Origin of the sequence: Thermaurantiacus tibetensis (assembly GCF_015354055.1) — a bacterium.
Lineage (GTDB): Bacteria > Pseudomonadota > Alphaproteobacteria > Sphingomonadales > Sphingomonadaceae > Thermaurantiacus > Thermaurantiacus tibetensis.
This window is the reverse complement of record NZ_JACHTM010000002.1, coordinates 398,274-412,787: the sequence shown is the minus strand read 5'-3', so window position 1 is coordinate 412,787 and position 14,514 is coordinate 398,274. Positions and strand designations below refer to the sequence as shown.

14 protein-coding genes are annotated in these 14,514 nt (G+C 73.3%); 4 read left to right on the top strand and 10 right to left on the bottom strand.

Annotation, left to right across the window (positions count from 1 at the left end; all coding sequences use genetic code 11):
- Positions 1 to 116 precede the first annotated feature (116 nt).
- On the bottom strand, positions 117 to 617 hold the full coding sequence (locus H3H34_RS06590; protein ID WP_328831454.1) for an MmcB family DNA repair protein: 501 nt from the start codon (positions 615 to 617) through the stop codon (positions 117 to 119).
- A gap of 47 nt (positions 618 to 664) precedes the next feature.
- Between H3H34_RS06590 and H3H34_RS06585 the strand changes: the two genes are divergently transcribed.
- Positions 665 to 1,363: a DJ-1/PfpI family protein gene (locus H3H34_RS06585; protein WP_194744481.1), complete on the top strand. Its 699-nt coding sequence runs from the start codon at positions 665 to 667 to the stop codon at positions 1,361 to 1,363.
- Here H3H34_RS06585 and H3H34_RS06580 read toward each other — a convergent pair.
- Positions 1,345 to 2,712 carry a UdgX family uracil-DNA binding protein gene (locus tag H3H34_RS06580; RefSeq protein ID WP_194744480.1) on the bottom strand — a complete coding sequence of 456 codons (1,368 nt, stop codon included), beginning with the start codon at positions 2,710 to 2,712 and terminating at the stop codon, positions 1,345 to 1,347. The two genes, H3H34_RS06585 and H3H34_RS06580, sit on opposite strands and share 19 nt — an antisense overlap.
- A gap of 5 nt (positions 2,713 to 2,717) precedes the next feature.
- A complete protein-coding gene (locus tag H3H34_RS06575) occupies positions 2,718 to 3,947 on the bottom strand; it encodes a putative DNA modification/repair radical SAM protein (protein WP_194744479.1) in 1,230 nt (409 codons plus the stop codon).
- A gap of 150 nt (positions 3,948 to 4,097) precedes the next feature.
- Between H3H34_RS06575 and H3H34_RS06570 the strand changes: the two genes are divergently transcribed.
- Positions 4,098 to 4,958 (top strand): acyl-CoA thioesterase, encoded by an 861-nt coding sequence (locus H3H34_RS06570; RefSeq protein WP_194744478.1) that lies wholly within the window; start codon positions 4,098 to 4,100, stop codon positions 4,956 to 4,958.
- Here the strand turns inward: H3H34_RS06570 and H3H34_RS06565 are convergent.
- The 5 genes from H3H34_RS06565 to H3H34_RS06545 all read right to left on the bottom strand — a co-directional run bounded on the left by H3H34_RS06565 (position 4,946) and on the right by H3H34_RS06545 (position 9,724).
- A complete protein-coding gene (locus tag H3H34_RS06565) occupies positions 4,946 to 6,349 on the bottom strand; it encodes a hypothetical protein (RefSeq protein ID WP_194744477.1) in 1,404 nt (467 codons plus the stop codon). The two genes, H3H34_RS06570 and H3H34_RS06565, sit on opposite strands and share 13 nt — an antisense overlap.
- Positions 6,350 to 6,504: 155 nt before the next feature.
- Positions 6,505 to 7,206, bottom strand: a complete 702-nt coding sequence (locus H3H34_RS06560) for an MgtC/SapB family protein (protein WP_194744476.1) — start codon at positions 7,204 to 7,206, stop codon at positions 6,505 to 6,507.
- A 77-nt stretch (positions 7,207 to 7,283) separates the two neighbouring features.
- Complete coding sequence (locus H3H34_RS06555; protein WP_194744475.1) at positions 7,284 to 7,952, bottom strand: hypothetical protein; 669 nt, start codon at positions 7,950 to 7,952, stop codon at positions 7,284 to 7,286.
- 21 nt (positions 7,953 to 7,973) lie between these two features.
- Positions 7,974 to 9,359 (bottom strand): magnesium transporter, encoded by a 1,386-nt coding sequence (mgtE, locus tag H3H34_RS06550; RefSeq protein ID WP_194744474.1) that lies wholly within the window; start codon positions 9,357 to 9,359, stop codon positions 7,974 to 7,976.
- A 137-nt stretch (positions 9,360 to 9,496) separates the two neighbouring features.
- Positions 9,497 to 9,724, bottom strand: coding sequence for a hypothetical protein (locus H3H34_RS06545; RefSeq protein WP_194744473.1), 228 nt, complete (start codon positions 9,722 to 9,724; stop codon positions 9,497 to 9,499).
- A gap of 436 nt (positions 9,725 to 10,160) precedes the next feature.
- On the opposite strand from H3H34_RS06545, the gene H3H34_RS06540 reads away from it, so the two are divergent.
- Positions 10,161 to 10,718: a TMEM165/GDT1 family protein gene (locus H3H34_RS06540; protein WP_194744472.1), complete on the top strand. Its 558-nt coding sequence runs from the start codon at positions 10,161 to 10,163 to the stop codon at positions 10,716 to 10,718.
- Positions 10,719 to 11,012: 294 nt separating this feature from the next.
- On the top strand, positions 11,013 to 11,825 hold the full coding sequence (locus tag H3H34_RS06535; protein ID WP_207790807.1) for an abortive infection family protein: 813 nt from the start codon (positions 11,013 to 11,015) through the stop codon (positions 11,823 to 11,825).
- Between the two features lie 88 nt (positions 11,826 to 11,913).
- On the opposite strand, the gene H3H34_RS06530 is transcribed toward H3H34_RS06535, so the two are convergent.
- Both H3H34_RS06530 and H3H34_RS06525 read right to left on the bottom strand, forming a co-directional pair.
- The gene (locus H3H34_RS06530; RefSeq protein WP_194744471.1) at positions 11,914 to 13,482 is read right to left on the bottom strand and encodes a cisplatin damage response ATP-dependent DNA ligase; all 1,569 of its coding nucleotides are present in this window, start codon (positions 13,480 to 13,482) and stop codon (positions 11,914 to 11,916) included.
- Positions 13,483 to 13,492: 10 nt separating this feature from the next.
- A complete protein-coding gene (locus tag H3H34_RS06525) occupies positions 13,493 to 14,494 on the bottom strand; it encodes a ligase-associated DNA damage response exonuclease (protein ID WP_194744470.1) in 1,002 nt (333 codons plus the stop codon).
- Between the last annotated feature and the right edge of the window lie 20 nt (positions 14,495 to 14,514).

Below are 14,514 nucleotides of genomic sequence, written 5' to 3'. Positions count from 1 at the left end.
GCTTCGCGGGCCTGGCCTGCGAACGTGGGCGCGACCGGACAGACGATTCCCGCCGAAGGCGCAGGGTGCCAGTGCGGAGCGCTGGCCGCCGGTGCGCCGCACGCCCGGCCGGCGGGCTAGCGGGCGGCGAACCCCTCGAAGCCCGGGTCGGCGAGACGGTGGGCGCGTTCGGCCGCGGTGCGGGCAAGCGCCAGCGTCACGGCGCGGCGGCGGGCCGCGGCAAGCGGGCGGGCGACCGGCGGCCGGACGAGCGCTGCCCCGTGGGCATCGGCCACGACGAGGCCAGCCTCCTCGGGAAGAAAGGCAGGCGCATCGAGAAGCGGGGCAAGATCCTCGGGTACCGCCCACAGGAAGGCGTCGCAGAAGTCACGATAGGCAGGCCACTTGCAGTCGCCGAGAAGATCGGCGCGCGAGGTCTTGACTTCGGCAATCCAGAGCGTTCCCTTAGGGTTCACTCCGAGGACGTCGGCGCGGCGGCCGTTGGCGAGCGTCACTTCACGCACGGGCGCGAAGCCGCTGAGCCAGAAGAGGCGGCAGACGCCGCGGGTGATGCCGGCCGTCAGGCCCTGCGGATCCGGACGGGAGGGCGCAGCCGGCAGGGGTTGCGGGCCTTGCACCGAGGTTCGGGGGGACGGCGAGGGAGGGTCTGGCAGGGGGGGCTGCAATGCGGGTCGTCTTCCTTCTCTATCCCGAGGTCACCCAGCTGGACCTGACCGGGCCGGCTCAGGTGCTGGCGCGGATGCCGGATGCCCGGCTCGACTTCGCCTGGAAGCGGCCGGAGCCGGTGATGTCGGACTGCAACCTCGCGCTCGTGCCGAGCGTGACGTTCGCCGACGCGCCGCAGGCCGAGGTGCTGGTGGTGCCCGGCGGCTACGGCGCAACCGACCTCATGAACGATGCCGAGGTGCTCGGCTGGCTCCGGGCGCAGGCGGCGGGGGCGACCTGGGTCTCGAGCGTGTGCACCGGCTCCCTCGTGCTGGCGGCGGCGGGGCTGCTCAGGGGGGTCAGGGCCGGCTGCCACTGGGCGTGGGGGCAGCATCTCGCGAAGTTCGGGGCGACCTTCGCGGCCGAGCGCTGCGTGCGGGACGGCCGGTTCGTGACGGCGGGCGGGGTGACCGCGGGGATCGACTTTGCCTTCCGGCTGGTCAGGGAGATCTGCGGGCCGGATGTGGCCGAGGCGATCCAGCTTGCGCTCGAATATGACCCGGCGCCGCTCGCCGGCGGGACTCCGGCGACCGCCCGGCCCGAGGTGCGGGCCATGCTGGAGACGGCGATGGCACCACGGATTGCCGCGCGGGTGGCCGCGATCGATGCGGCGGCCGCGGCGCTCCGGGCAGCGGAAGCTCACGCCGCGCGCGCCTGAGCCAGCGCCTGCGCAGCGCGGAGGTCGGCGACGAAGCGGGCGCGCTCGGCGGCGGCGGCCTCGGGGTTCTCGATCCGCAGCAGGAAGCTCGGGTGGACGGTGAGGAAGCCCCGCCAGCCGCCGGGAAGCCCGAGTTCGCGGCCGCGCTCGCGCCCCACGGTGACGGGCCGGCCGAGGAGCGCCCGGCCGGCCGAGGCGCCCAGCATGACGACGAGCGCGGGGCGGACGAGGGCGAGCTCCTGGTCGAGCCACCAGCGGCAGGCCTCGATGTGGCTGGCATCGGGCGACTGGTGGAGCCGCCGCCGGCCGGTTGCCACGAAGCGGAAGTGCTTGACCGCGTTGGTGACGTAGGCGCGGGCGCGGTCGATCCCCGCTTCTGCGAGGCAGAGGTCGAGGAGCTGGCCGGCGGGGCCGACGAAGGGGCGGCCCTCGAGGTCCTCCTGGTCTCCGGGCTGCTCGCCGACGAGCATGAGCCGGGCATCGGCCGGGCCTTCGCCGAAGACGGTGCGGCTGGCGGGGCCGTGGAGCGGGCAGCGGGTGCAGCGGGCGGCAGCGGCGGCAAGCCCCGCAAGGTCGGCGGGCTGCCCGGCCTCGAGCATCTCGGCCGTGCGGGCGGACGCCGCCGCGACCAGCCCCGGGATAGCGGCGGCCTCGGGGAGGTTCTTCCAGTATTTCTTCGGCATCTCGCCTGCCATGGCGGCCACCTTGAGGCGCGCGGGGTTGAAGATGGACCGGTAGTAGCCGGTCCAGAGCGCCTCGAGCGGGTCTTCTCCCGGCGCGTCGGCCTTCGTCGCGCCGGGGAGGATGTGGAGCCGCGCGCCGTCCCAGTGGGCCGAGGCCTCGGGGGTCAGGATGGTCCAGCGGTGGTTCGCGAAGCGGCGGATGAAGAAGCCGCAGTTGGCCCGGAGGATATGGTGCTCGGGCTCGAACCAGGCGACGAAGTGGGGGCCCTCGGGGTCGGCGAGCTCGCGGAAGCGGACGAAGGCGCGCATCTTGTGGATGTCGCGGCCGACCGCCTTCTCGAGCGCGAGGAGCCGGTCGGCGAGCGGATCGGCGCGGTCCTCGAGGAGGCGGCGGTCGGCGCGCAGGCGAAGCGCCGCCTCGTGGAGAAGGGCGAAGCGGGCGGGATCGGAGTGGCAGACGACCGCCTCGGCGAGTTCCGCAAAGCGGCGCGGGACGGCGAGCGGCGGCGCATCGGCCAGGCCCGGCGCCTCGGCGAGCGGCAGGGCCTCCTGCGGGCCGGTCTCCCACAGCACCTCGGCGGGGGGCGTGCCCTCGGCGACGAGGGCGCGGAGCGCGTGGCGGAAGCCCTCGAGGTCGGCAGGGTGGGCGAGGCGGACGCGGCGCATCCGCCTCAGCCGAAGAGGGAGAGCTGGCGCGGCGGCGGCGCGAGCGGGTCGGCCGTGTCGAGGAGCGCGGTCGGCCGCCAGTCGGGCGTGGTGACGAAGGGCTTCACCTTCGCCGGCGAGGCAACGAGGCGGGCAAGGTCGGCCCAGCGCAGCGTGCGGTGGCGGCGGCTCAAGAGGATGCGGCCGACGACCTTCGGCCCGAGGCCGGGGACGCGCAGCAGCAGCTCGCGCGGGGCCCGGTTCACATCCACGGGAAAGCGGTCGCGGTGGCGGAGCGCCCAGGCGAGCTTCGGGTCATGCTCAAGGGGAAGCCGGCCGCCGGGTGCCGCTGCGGCAATCTCCTGCAGGGTGAAGCCGTAGAAGCGGAGCATCCAGTCGGCCTGGTAGAGCCGGTGCTCGCGCGCGAGCGGCGGCGGTGAAGGCGGCAGGCTCGCGCTGGCGTCTGGGATCGGGCTGTAGGCGGAGTAGTAGACCCGGCGCATCGCGTGGCGGCGGTAGAGGCCGTCGGCAGTGGCGAGGATGGCGAGATCGTCGGCAGCATCTGCCCCGACGATCATCTGGGTCGACTGGCCGGCAGGGGCGAAGCGGGGGGCGTGGGCGAAGCGGCGGCTTGCGTCGCGCGCCTCGGCAATGCGTTCGCCAAGCACGGCCATGCTGCCCTCGATGCGCCCGGCGTCCTTCTCGGGCGCGAGCGCGCGGAGCGACTCGGCCGACGGCAGCTCGATGTTGATGGACAGCCGGTCGGCGTAGAGCCCGGCCTCGCGGACGAGCTCGGGCGAGGCGTCGGGGATGGTCTTCAGGTGGATGTAGCCGCGGAAGTCGTGCTCCTCGCGCAGCGTCCGGGCGACGCGGACGAGCTCTTCCATGGTGTAGTCGGGCGAGCGGATGATGCCCGAGGAGAGGAACAGGCCCTCGATGTAGTTCCTGGCATAGAAGCCAAGCGTGAGACGGACGACCTCGTCCACGGTGAAGCGGGCACGGCGCACGGAGGAGCTGCGCCGGTTGATGCAGAAGGCGCAGTCATACTGGCAGAAATTGGTCAGCAGGATCTTGAGGAGCGAGATGCAGCGGCCGTCGGGCGCGTAGCTGTGGCAGATGCCCATGCCTTCGGTCGAACCCATGCCGCGGCCGCCGAGCGCGGTGCGGCGGCTGGTGCCGGAGGAGGCGCAGGAGGCATCGTACTTGGCGGCGTCTGCCAGGATCTCGAGCTTCTCGCGCAGGGAGAGGGCCGGCATGTGTTCGGTCTATGTTCTCCGCGTGCGGGGCGCAAGGCGGAGCGCAGGGGGGCGCGGCGCCGAGGCGCGGCCGGCGCGGGGCGGGGGCCGGGTCTTGCCCCGCGCGGCCGGCCCGGCAAGGGGAGGCCTGCAACGGACAAGGGGGACGCCATGACGCCACTTGCGCGGCTCGTCGCACTGCTCGATGTCGAGGAGATCGAGGTCGACCTCTACCGCGGGACGAACGGCGACCCGGGCTGGATCCGCGTCTATGGCGGGCAGGTGGTGGCCCAGGCGCTTGCCGCCGCGCAGCGTACCGTGCCGGCCGAGCGGCCGGTTCACTCGCTCCACAGCTATTTCCTGAGGCCGGGCGAACCGAAGGTGCCCATCCTCTACCGGGTGGAGCGGGAGCGCGATGGCTCCAGCTTCACGACGCGGCGGGTGCAGGCCATCCAGCATGGCCGGCCGATCTTCTCGATGACGGCCTCGTTCCAGAGGGAAGAGCCCGGCTTCGCCCACCAGGCGCCCATGCCCGAGGCGCCGGCGCCCGAGACGCTGCTTTCGGAGCGCGAGCTCGAGGCGCGCAACCGGGAGCGGACGCCCGAGCCGTGGCGGACGCTCTGGGCGACGCGCGAGCGGCCGTTCGACTTCCGGCCGGTGAACCCGGTGGACCCCTTTGCCCCGACGCCGCGCCCGGCGCGCGCGCAGCACTGGTTCCGGACCGATGGCGAGGTGCCCGACGACCCGCGCCTTGCCGCGTGTCTCCTTGCCTATGCCTCCGACATGACTCTGCTCGACACCTGCCTCCTGCCGCATGCCGTGAGCTGGACCGACCCGAAGCTTCAGGCGGCGAGCCTCGACCATGCCATCTGGTTCCATGGGCCCTACCGGCCCGCGGCGTTTCACCTGATCGACCAGGCGAGCCATGTCGCCGGCGGCGGGCGCGGCCTGAACGAAGGGCGGATCTTCGCGCGCGACGGCACGCTCGTCGCCTCGGTCGTCCAGGAGGGGCTGATCCGCTACCGCAGCTGAGCCGGCCCGCCGATGGCAAGCGCGGCAAGGAAGGCGGCCCGGTCGCCCTGGGCGGCGTGCCGGCGGAGCCGTTCGGCCAGCCCGGCGAGCGCGCCGCCGTGCGGGCTCCAGGCGAGCGGCTGCAGCACGGCCTCGGCCTCGCTCAGCCGGTCCGCCTCGGCAAGCGCGTGGGCGTGGGCGAGGACGTTGGCGGGCACCTGCGGAGCGAGGGCCCAGGCGCGGGCGATGGCCTCGGAGCGCTCCGGCGCGCCGGCCGGAAGCGTGCCCGCAAGCATGGCAAGCGCCCGCCAGTCGGCCGGGTCGGCGGCCAGCGCGCGGGCGAGGAAGGCGCGGGCCCGCGCCTCGCCCTCGCCGACGGCGAGCGCCGCGGCCGCGCGCCAGCGCAGCAGCTCGGGATCGGCGGGCGAGGCGGCGACGAGGGCATCGAGCAGGGCGGTCCCCTTGCGCGCATCGCCGTGCTGGAGTTCGGCGATCGCGAGAGTTGCCGTGGCGAACGGGTCTTCCGGGAAGCGGGCGGCCTCGGTGCGGACTCGGACGAGGAGCGCCGGCGCAAGCCGCGGGTCGAGCGGCTCGGCCAGCACGACGCGCGGCAGGAGGAGGGTTTCGGCCGAGGAGGGAAGCGGGCGGACGGCAACGGGGACCTGCGCGGGCGGCGCGCGCTTCGCGCGGAAGAAGGCGAAGGCGCGGGGGTCTTCCCGGTAGCGCCGGAGCGTGCGCTCGAGCCTGTCGAGATCGGGCAGGATTTCGCTCCGGAACGCCTCGACCGGGTCCTCGCCGCGGCCGGTGCGCGCGAGGTAGGCGCGGAGCTTCGCCGGGCCGTCGCGCGTGCGGAAGAGCCAGTGGGTGAGGAGCCAGCTCTGGGCGTAGAAGAGTTCCGCCTGGCGGGGATCCTGCCGGTCGAAGGCGGCGCGGAGCAGGGCCTCCGGCCGCAGCCACTGGCCCTGGTCGATCCAGCGGAGCCGGTGCGGATCGGGGTGGCCGAACTCGATCCGGTTGGGCGCGAGGCGGGCGGTCATGAAATAGTCGGCGAAGCCCTCGACGTACCAGGCCGGGTAGGCGACGCGCGTGTCGGCGAACATGAAGTGATGGGCATATTCGTGGAGCAGGACGGTGCGGGCCTGGGCGGCGCCGGCGGCCGTCGAGACGAAGGCGGCGATTCCGCCGAAGGTCGCCCGGTAGAAGCCGGCGATGCCGGGGGGGAGCCGCTGGCCCGGCACCACGGCGGCAAGATCGGGGACGAGGTAGACATCTAGCCGGGGCAGGCCGGCGGGCAGGGCGCGGCCGGTGGCCTGGACGAGGAGGGCGCGATAGTCCTCGAGCTCGGCGACACGGGCGGCGGCCTCGTCCGCGCCTAGGGGTGCGAACAGGCGGAAGTTGGCGGATTCGGCCACCACCCAGCCGGCGCGGGCGGGCAGCGCGAGAAGGAGGAGGAGGCCGCAAAACGCTCGGGCAAGGGCGCCAGCGGGGGTGCAGAAGACGCGGCGGATGCCGCCTCGGCAGGCGGGCCGGTCCGGCCGCCTGGCTCGCCCGCAGGGACCTGCGGCCCTCATTCGGCGGGTGCTGGCGAAAGCCGCCAGCGCGCCGCCGTCACCTGCGGCTCGAGCGAAAGGCGGCCGATGATCTGCTCGATGGGGGCATCGGCCCTGCCCTCGCTCACCACCTCCGCCTCGACGGCGATGCGGTCGCTCTCCTCGATGTTCTGGCTGTCGAGGCGGCGCAGACGGAGGCCGGCGCTGGACACGCCCTGGAGGAGGAGGGCGCGGACATGGGCCTCGGCCTCGCCGCGGCTGACGACGGTGACGAGATAGCAGCGGTCGCCCTCGGGCTCGGGCACAGGCTGGGACTGGATGAAGCGCAGCACCGGGCGGAGCGCGACGTTGACCGCGATCACGAGCGCCGCGACGGCCGCGGCGCGCTCCCAGGCGCCGGCGCCGGCGAGCACGCCGACCGCCGCCGAGCACCACAGCGTTGCCGCCGTGTTGAGGCCGCGGACGTTGACTCCTTCGCGGAAGATGATGCCGGCGCCGAGGAAGCCGATGCCGGAGACGACCTGCGCTGCAACCCGGGTGGGGCTCGCTTCGCCGGGGAAGAGGTCGGCGAACAGGACGAAGCTGGCGGCGCCGAGGGCGACGAGCGTGTTGGTTCGAAGCCCCGCGAGCCGCTGCCGCCACTGCCGCTCGAGGCCGACGAGCGCGCCGAGGCCGACGGCGACGAGGAGGTTCAGCGCGGCGTCGAGCGTCTCGTCCATGGCCTTCCCCGATTCGGGCCCTACGGGAGCACCTGGTACCGCTGCCAGCAGCCCGGCGACGGGCGCAACTCCGAAGGCTAGAAGCGGAAGGCAGCCCCCAGCGTCATCCAGGTGGCGCGCTCGCCGCCGAGGTTGCGGCCGGCGACGAACTCGAGATCGATGTTGCCCGGCCGCAGCGTCGGGCGAAGCCCCAGCTGCATCCCCGGCCGCCCGGCGCCGGCGCCGAACAGCTCGGCGTGCAGCACGAGGCGCTCGGGGCGGAGCGTCTGCTCGAGGCGCGCCCCCCAGGTGACGCCGCCTTCGGGGCGCGCGATGAAGCCGCTCCAGCCGAGGTTCAGGTGGACGAGCGTGGAGCCCGTGGCCGCCCAGCTCAGCGCGGCGTTCGCGAAGGCCTCCGTATCCTCGCTGCGCGTGGGGACCCGCGCGCCCCCCGCAACCGACAGGCCGATCGCGCCGGCCTGCGCAGGCTCGGGCAGAAGGCGCGCCTTGGCCTGGACGCCGACGGCCGAGTCGCGCGCGCCCGAGAGGCGCTCGGTCTCGAGCGCGGCCGAGAACTCGAGGAAGGGCACGGCCCTTGGCGTGAAGGCGGGCACGAAGAAGACCCGGTGCCCGCCGGCCGTCACGGAGCCCCAGGTCTCGACCTGCCGTTCGCCGGCCGGCGTGACGAAGGAGTCGTCGGTGGCGTAGGGCCCCGACGCGCGCGCGGGGCAGGCGGCAGCGAGCGCCGCAAGGACGAGGAAGCGCATGGTCGATTCCCCCTTTGCCCGTCAGCCGCCGAGGAGGTCGGCGAGGAAGACGCTCGCGATGCCGAAGTAGATGACGACGCCGATGAGGTCCATGACGGAGGTGATGAGCGGCGCCGAGAGCGTCGCCGGGTCCACCTTCAGCGCCCGCGCGAGGAACGGGATGGTCACCCCGAACAGCGACCCGGCAACCGTGACGATGAGCATCGACAGCCCCACCACCCACAACACTTCGGGAAGCAGGCCTTCCTTGAAAATGAGGGCGAGCACCAGCTCGAGAACGGCCACGCCGATGCCGAGCGCGGCGGCGACCGGCACATCGCGCTTCAGGATCTTGAGCACGTCGCGCCAGACGGAATCCACCTGCCCCAGCGCCATGGCGCGGATGACGAGCGTGGCCGACTGGCTGCCGGTGTTGCCGCCCATGTCGATGATGGGGGCGATGAAGGCGGCGAGCACGATCACCTCGGCGAGGATCTCCTCCTGCGCGGCGACGAAGAGCGAGGAGATCATGCCGAAGGCGGTGAGGAAGGCGAGCCAGACGTAGCGCGCCCGGAACATGGTCCAGAAGCTCGAGCTGACCATGTCGATGTCGGGGCCGCCAAGGGCCGAGGTGCCGCCAAAGCGGGTGAGCCGGCGGGCGAGTGCTTCCTCGGCGACGTCGAGCGCGTCGTCGACCGTCACGATGCCGACCAGCATGTCGGACGAATCGATCACGGGAATGGCAAGGAGGTCGTAGTCGGCGATCTTCTCGGCGACCGATTCGCGGCTGTCGTCGACCCGGGCGAAGACGACGTCGGTCGTCATGATGTCGGCGACGCGCTGGTCGTCGGCGCTCACGAGCAGGTCGCGCAGCGAGACGACGCCGACGAGGCGGCGGTCCTCGTCGGTCACGTAGGCGTCGTAGATGGTCTCGCGGTCGGGCGCCTCGCGGCGGAGCGCCTCGATTGCCTCGCGCACGGTGAGCGAAGGCGCGAGGCGGGCGTAGTCCGAGGTCATGATCGACCCGGCCGTCCCTTCCGGGTAGCTCGCAAGCCGGCGGATGTCCTCGCGCTCGGCAGCGGCGAGGCCGGGGAGAAGCGCGTCGCGCTCGTCCTCGGGCAGCGACTTCCAGAGGTCGGCGCGCTCGTCGTGCGGCATGTCGGTGAACAGCCGCTGCAGCGCGGCGCGCGGCATGGCACGGGCGATCGCGACCTGCTGGGCGGGCGCGAAGTAGCCGAAGGCGCCGGCCGAAACGTCGGGCGGAAGGGCGGCCAGCACGGCGGCGACCTGCGCGGCCTCGAGCCCGGCGATCGTGTCGACGATGTCGGCCGGGGGCATGTCCTCGAGCGCGGCGCGGATGGCCTTGCTGTCGCCGGCGGCGAGGAGGGCGAGGAGCGCGTCCTCGGCGATCCGGGTGGTGGTTTCCATGGGGGTCTCCTGGCGGTCCGTGGGAGGAGCCGGCAGGAGCGGCGCTCAGCCGTCCCGCCGGGGCTGCGTCAGGGCGCCGGCCGCGCCGAAGGGCAGCGCGGCCGGCCGGGCTGGTCCGGGATCCATGGCCGGTCTCCTCAGGCAGCCGCGCGGGCGAGCGCCCGGTTTGCGAGCCGGGCCGCGAGACGCCGTGGTGCAGGCTTGGGCGCGCGTGCGAGCGGCCGCGCGGCGGCAGGCGCGAACCAGGGGTGGGCAACCTCGACCCAGCGGCAGACGAGCCCGCCAGGCGTTGCCTCCCACCGCATCTCGAGGCGGGCTGCTGGCGCCGCGCGGGCGCCATGGGGGAACTGCACGACCTTCGTCATGGGCCACCTCCTTTCCGCTTCCCGTGCGGGGGGTGGCCGGGGTGGCTCTAGGCGCGCACCTCGCGGCTCGTCCGGCCCGCGCCGGGAGCTTCGCTGCTGACGGGCGCTTCCGCGCCCAAACTCGAGCCTTCGTCCATCACGCTCTCTGTCGAGACACTCCGGTCCGGCCGGAGCCCGCGGCACATGGGCCTGTCGGCCTTCGGTGTCAACCCTTGCGTTGGCCGACGGGCGGGCCTAGGGCACGGGGGTCTTCGGGGAGTAGCCGACGGGGCGTGGTGCCCCGGCTCCGCGTCAACAGGCTTGGCCGTCCCGGCCTTTCGGGCGGCCATGGCGCGGAGGGCCGGAGGGCCTGGCGAGACCGACGGCGGGGGTGCCTGCCACGGGCCGGCGGGCGCGCCCGTCGTCGCCCGTCCCCCGGCCCCGGAGCGTTCCCGCCATGGAAGCCTTCCTCGTTTCCACGGGCCTCGTCGCCCTCGCCGAGATCGGCGACAAGACGCAGCTCCTTGCCATCCTGCTCGCCGCGCGGTTCCGCCGGCCCTGGCCGATCCTCGGCGGGATCGTCGCGGCCACGCTTCTCAACCATGCGCTCGCCGCAGCCGTCGGAGCAGCGGCGGCGGAGTGGCTTTCCGGGCCGTGGTTCGGCCGCGCGGTCGGGCTCGGCTTCCTCCTAATGGCCGCCTGGGCGCTCGTCCCCGACCGGGCCGACGAACCGCGCGTGCGCGACGGCGGGGTGTTCTGGACGACGGCGCTCGCCTTCTTCCTCGTCGAGATGGGGGACAAGACGCAGGTGGCAACCGCGCTTCTTGCCGCGCGCTACCAGGCGGTCGTCGCGGTCACGGCGGGGACGACGCTGGGGATGATGCTGGCCAATGCGCCGGCGGTGTGGCTGGGCGAGCGGATCACGCGCGTGGTGCCGCTCAGGTGGGTGCGCCTCGGCGCGGCAGGGGTGTTTGCGGCGCTCGGCCTCTGGGTGCTCGCCTTCGGCCTCGGCTGAAGGGGGCTGGGCTGTACGCGCCCAGCCGAGCGGGCGTCGGGCCGGGCGTTGCGCGGCCTGACCGGGCGTTGACCCTGTGGCGCCCAGTTCGGCGAGGCGTTGGGTATCTTGCAGACTTTTGTCCGGTTGCATTGATGCGGCTTTTGCGCATGCGCGCTCTCCTGCCCCGCCGTCTTCGCTCGAACGCGTGCGCTGAGCCTGTGCGAGATCGCAGCGGCGCGTGGGCTGAGGGCCTCGGAGGCTGATGTCGCGGCAGGGAAGACGCACGGCGCGAAACCAGATAGTCTGCTGGGCATGAGCATCGATGACGTCTTTAGTGCCCCTGCGCCAGGCCAGATTTCGGAGTTGCCAGCCGATCGACTGGAGCGGGCAATGGTCCTCCGCAATGGGTTGGTCGCCCTCTGCGAGGGAGCCAAGCGAATCGATGACGCCGTCTATCGGCTGCTGCGCCGGGAGCTGATGAACGACCCGGACGTTGCCCAACTGGTGCCGCCGTTCGTCCGCACGGCGCAGGACACCGGCGCGATGTGGGCGTTCCTTAAAGACCTCGCTCCTCAATGGGAGCCGCGTCGGCGGTTCGTCCGCGAACAGTTCGCCCCGCTCATCGAACGGCTGGAGCGAGGTGTACCACTGGCCGACTCGGTCATTTCCGACACGCTTACCGCATTCAATGCCGAGGCGGTCACTGCTGCATGGAACAAGGCCCTTACCCGCCGCGAATCCGATCCGACGGGCGCCATCACCATGGCCCGAACGCTGCTTGAGACGGTCTGCAAGCACATCCTCGAAGACGAGCAAGGAAATGCGTCCTACGCTCCGAACGACGACCTGCCGAAGCTGTATCGGCTGGTCGCGAAACGACTGAACCTGGCTCCAACGCAAGACACCGAAGAGGCCGTCAGGCGAATTTTTGGCAGCGCCATCAGCGTCGTCGAGGGGCTCGCCACGCTGCGCAATCGCGTGAGCGATGCGCACGCGCCGAACGGAAGACGGCCCTTCAAGGTCGCTCCGCGTCACGCCGCTCTGGCCGTGAACATGGCGGGAACTGTGGCCCTCTTTCTGGTGGAGACGGCGCAGGCGCGGTCGGCTGCACCCTCGGCATCATGAAAGGTTCTGCGCTGCGGAAAGCTGATCGGAGGACCGACAACCGGCGCCCCGTGCGTGTCCGGTCAGCAATTGGATGGGCAGGGGCCGGTCAGGGGCGGGCGAGTGCGGCAATGCGCTCGACCGTGTCGGCCTCGGCGGCCGGCTTGTCGGCGCGGATGCGGGCGATCCTCGGGAAGCGCAGCGCGATCCCCGACCTGTGTCGGGCGCTCGCTGCGACGCCCTCGAAGGCCACTTCGAGCACGAGCGCCTTCTCGACCTCGCGCACCGGGCCGAAGCGGGCGACCGTGTGTTCGCGCACCCACCTGTCAAGCCAGGCGAGTTCCTCGTCGGTGAAGCCGAAATAGGCCTTGCCGACGGGAAGGAGCGTGCCGTCCGGCCCCCAGGCGCCGAAGGTGAAGTCGGAGTAGAAGCTCGAGCGCCTGCCGTGGCCGCGCTGGGCATACATCAGCACACAGTCGGCCGTCAGCGGGTCCTTCTTCCACTTCCACCACAGCCCCGTCACGCGGCCGGCCAGATAGGGCGCGTCGCGGCGCTTCAGCATCACCCCCTCGATGCTGGCATGCGGCGGCCGGGCGCGGGCCTCGGCGAGCGCGGCGTGATCGGCCACGGGAACGAGGGGGGAGAGGTCGAAACGGTCGGGGGGAAGGCAGGCGATCACCCGCTCGAGCCTTGCCCTGCGCGCCGCCCAGGGGAGCGGGCGCAGGTCCGCGCCGCCTTCGGCGAGGAGGTCGTAGGCGCGCAGGAACACCGGCAGCTCCCGGAGCAGGCGGGCATCGGGCGCCTTGCGGTTCAGGCGCTGCTGGAGGGCATGGAAGCCGGCCGGGGTGCCATCGGGGCTGCGCACCAGAAGCTCGCCGTCGAGCGCGAGCGGGGTGTCGGGGAGCGCGGCGACGAGGTCGGGGAAGGCGGCGGAAATGTCGTTGCCGTCGCGCGAGAAGAGCCGGCGCTCGCCAGGTGCCGAGACCGCCTGGGCGCGGATTCCGTCCCACTTCCACTCGATGGCGTGCGCGGCAAGGTCGAGCGCCGCGGGCGCCTCGAGCGGGTGGGCGAGCATGAAGGGCCGAAAGCCGGCGCCGGGGCCAGCCTCGGGCCAGGGGCCGCGCCCCTCGGCCCAGGCGAAGAGCGCCTCGTAGGGCGGGGCGAGCCCGTGCCAGACTTCCTCCACCTCGGCGACGGGAAGGCCGAAGCGCTCGGCGAGCGCCACGCGGGCAAGCCGCGCGCCCGCCCCCACCCGCAGCGCGCCGGTCGCGAGCTTGAGGAGGGCGAAGCGGCCCGACGGGTCGAGCCGGTCAAGGAGTCCGGCGAGCACCTGGGGCGCGGTCGCGCGGGTGGCAGCGCGCAGGCGTTCGACCGCCTCGGCAAGGCTCGGGGGCTCGCCGCGCACCGGGCCCGGCCAGAGGAGGGAGACGGTCTCGGCGAGGTCGCCCACATAGTCGTAGGAGAGGCGGAAGAGGACGGGATCGACCCGCGCCTCGGCAAGCGCGCGGACGAGGGCCGGCTTGACCGCGGGAAGGTCGAGGCCGCCGGTGAGCGCCGCGAGCGCGAGGCCCCGGTCGGGATCGGGCGTGGTGGCGAGATGGTCGCCGATGAGACGGAGCTTGGCGCTGCGCTGCGGCGCGGTCGAGAGCGCGTCAAGCAGGGCGGCGAAGCGCTGCATTGGGGTCGGCTCAGTCCGCCTCGTCCTCGCGGCCGACGAGGTGGAGCGCGCGGGCGCGGAGCTGGCGCGTCTCGCACCAGTGGACGAGGGCGTCGTCACGGCCGTGCGTGACCCAGACCTCACGGGGGGAAAGCTCGGCGATGGTCGCCGTGAGCTCGTCCCAGTCGGCATGGTCGGAGACGATGAGCGGAAGCTCGGCGCCGCGCTGGCGGGCGCGGGCTCGGATCCGCATCCAGCCCGAGGCCATGGCGACGAGCGGGTCGGGCAGGCGGCGCGACCAGCGGTCGGCAAGGGCCGAGGGCGGAGCGAGCACGATGGCGCCCCGAAGTTCGTCCTTCGGCGTTCCGGCAACGGGGCGGAGATCGCCGAGCGGGATGCCATGGGCGGCGTAGAGCGCCATCAGCCGCTCCATCGCGCCGTGGAGATAGATGGGGGCCCGGTGGCCGGCCGCGCGCAGCAGGGCAACAAGGCGCTGCGCCTTGCCGAGCGCATAGGCGCCGACGAGGAGCGCGCGATCGGGGTTGGCGGCGCGGGCAGTGAGCAGGCGGGCGACCTCGCCCTCGGGCGGGGGGTGGCGGAAGACGGGCAGCGCGAAGGTCGCCTCGGTGACGAGGATGTCGCAGGGGATGGGCGCGAAGGGCGCGCAGGTGGGGTCGGGGACGCGCTTGTAGTCTCCGGTCACGACGATGACGGTGCCGTCGGGCCCCTCGAGGCGGATCTGGGCAGAGCCGAGGATGTGGCCGGCGGGGTGGAGGGAGACGGCAACGCCGGCGAAGTCCGCCCGTTCGCCACAGGCAAGGGGGTGCGGGGTGGCGGGCGCCTGGCCGCGCGCGGCCATGATGGCGAGCGTCTCGGCCGTGGCCCAGGCCTCGCCATGGCCGGCGCGCGCGTGGTCGGCATGGCCGTGGGTGACGAGCGCGCGGGCGACGGGGCGCGGCGGGTCGATCCAGACGTCGGCGGCCGGCAGGTGGAGGCCGTGGGGTTCGATGGCGATCCACGCGGGCGGGCGCATGGGGGAGACCTAGGGCCTCT

Excerpts from the sequence above, each read along its gene's own strand:
- H3H34_RS06585 (WP_194744481.1), top strand. The coding sequence starts at position 665 with ATGCGGGTCGTCTTCCTTCTCTATCCCGAGGTCACCCAGCTGGACCTG.
- H3H34_RS06580 (WP_194744480.1), bottom strand. The coding sequence starts at position 2,712 with ATGCGCCGCGTCCGCCTCGCCCACCCTGCCGACCTCGAGGGCTTCCGC.
- H3H34_RS06575 (WP_194744479.1), bottom strand. The coding sequence starts at position 3,947 with ATGCCGGCCCTCTCCCTGCGCGAGAAGCTCGAGATCCTGGCAGACGCC.
- H3H34_RS06570 (WP_194744478.1), top strand. The coding sequence starts at position 4,098 with ATGACGCCACTTGCGCGGCTCGTCGCACTGCTCGATGTCGAGGAGATC.
- H3H34_RS06560 (WP_194744476.1), bottom strand. The coding sequence starts at position 7,206 with ATGGACGAGACGCTCGACGCCGCGCTGAACCTCCTCGTCGCCGTCGGC.
- H3H34_RS06555 (WP_194744475.1), bottom strand. The coding sequence starts at position 7,952 with ATGCGCTTCCTCGTCCTTGCGGCGCTCGCTGCCGCCTGCCCCGCGCGC.
- mgtE (WP_194744474.1), bottom strand. The coding sequence starts at position 9,359 with ATGGAAACCACCACCCGGATCGCCGAGGACGCGCTCCTCGCCCTCCTC.
- H3H34_RS06545 (WP_194744473.1), bottom strand. The coding sequence starts at position 9,724 with ATGACGAAGGTCGTGCAGTTCCCCCATGGCGCCCGCGCGGCGCCAGCA.
- H3H34_RS06540 (WP_194744472.1), top strand. The coding sequence starts at position 10,161 with ATGGAAGCCTTCCTCGTTTCCACGGGCCTCGTCGCCCTCGCCGAGATC.
- H3H34_RS06535 (WP_207790807.1), top strand. The coding sequence starts at position 11,013 with ATGAGCATCGATGACGTCTTTAGTGCCCCTGCGCCAGGCCAGATTTCG.
- H3H34_RS06530 (WP_194744471.1), bottom strand. The coding sequence starts at position 13,482 with ATGCAGCGCTTCGCCGCCCTGCTTGACGCGCTCTCGACCGCGCCGCAG.
- H3H34_RS06525 (WP_194744470.1), bottom strand. The coding sequence starts at position 14,494 with ATGCGCCCGCCCGCGTGGATCGCCATCGAACCCCACGGCCTCCACCTG.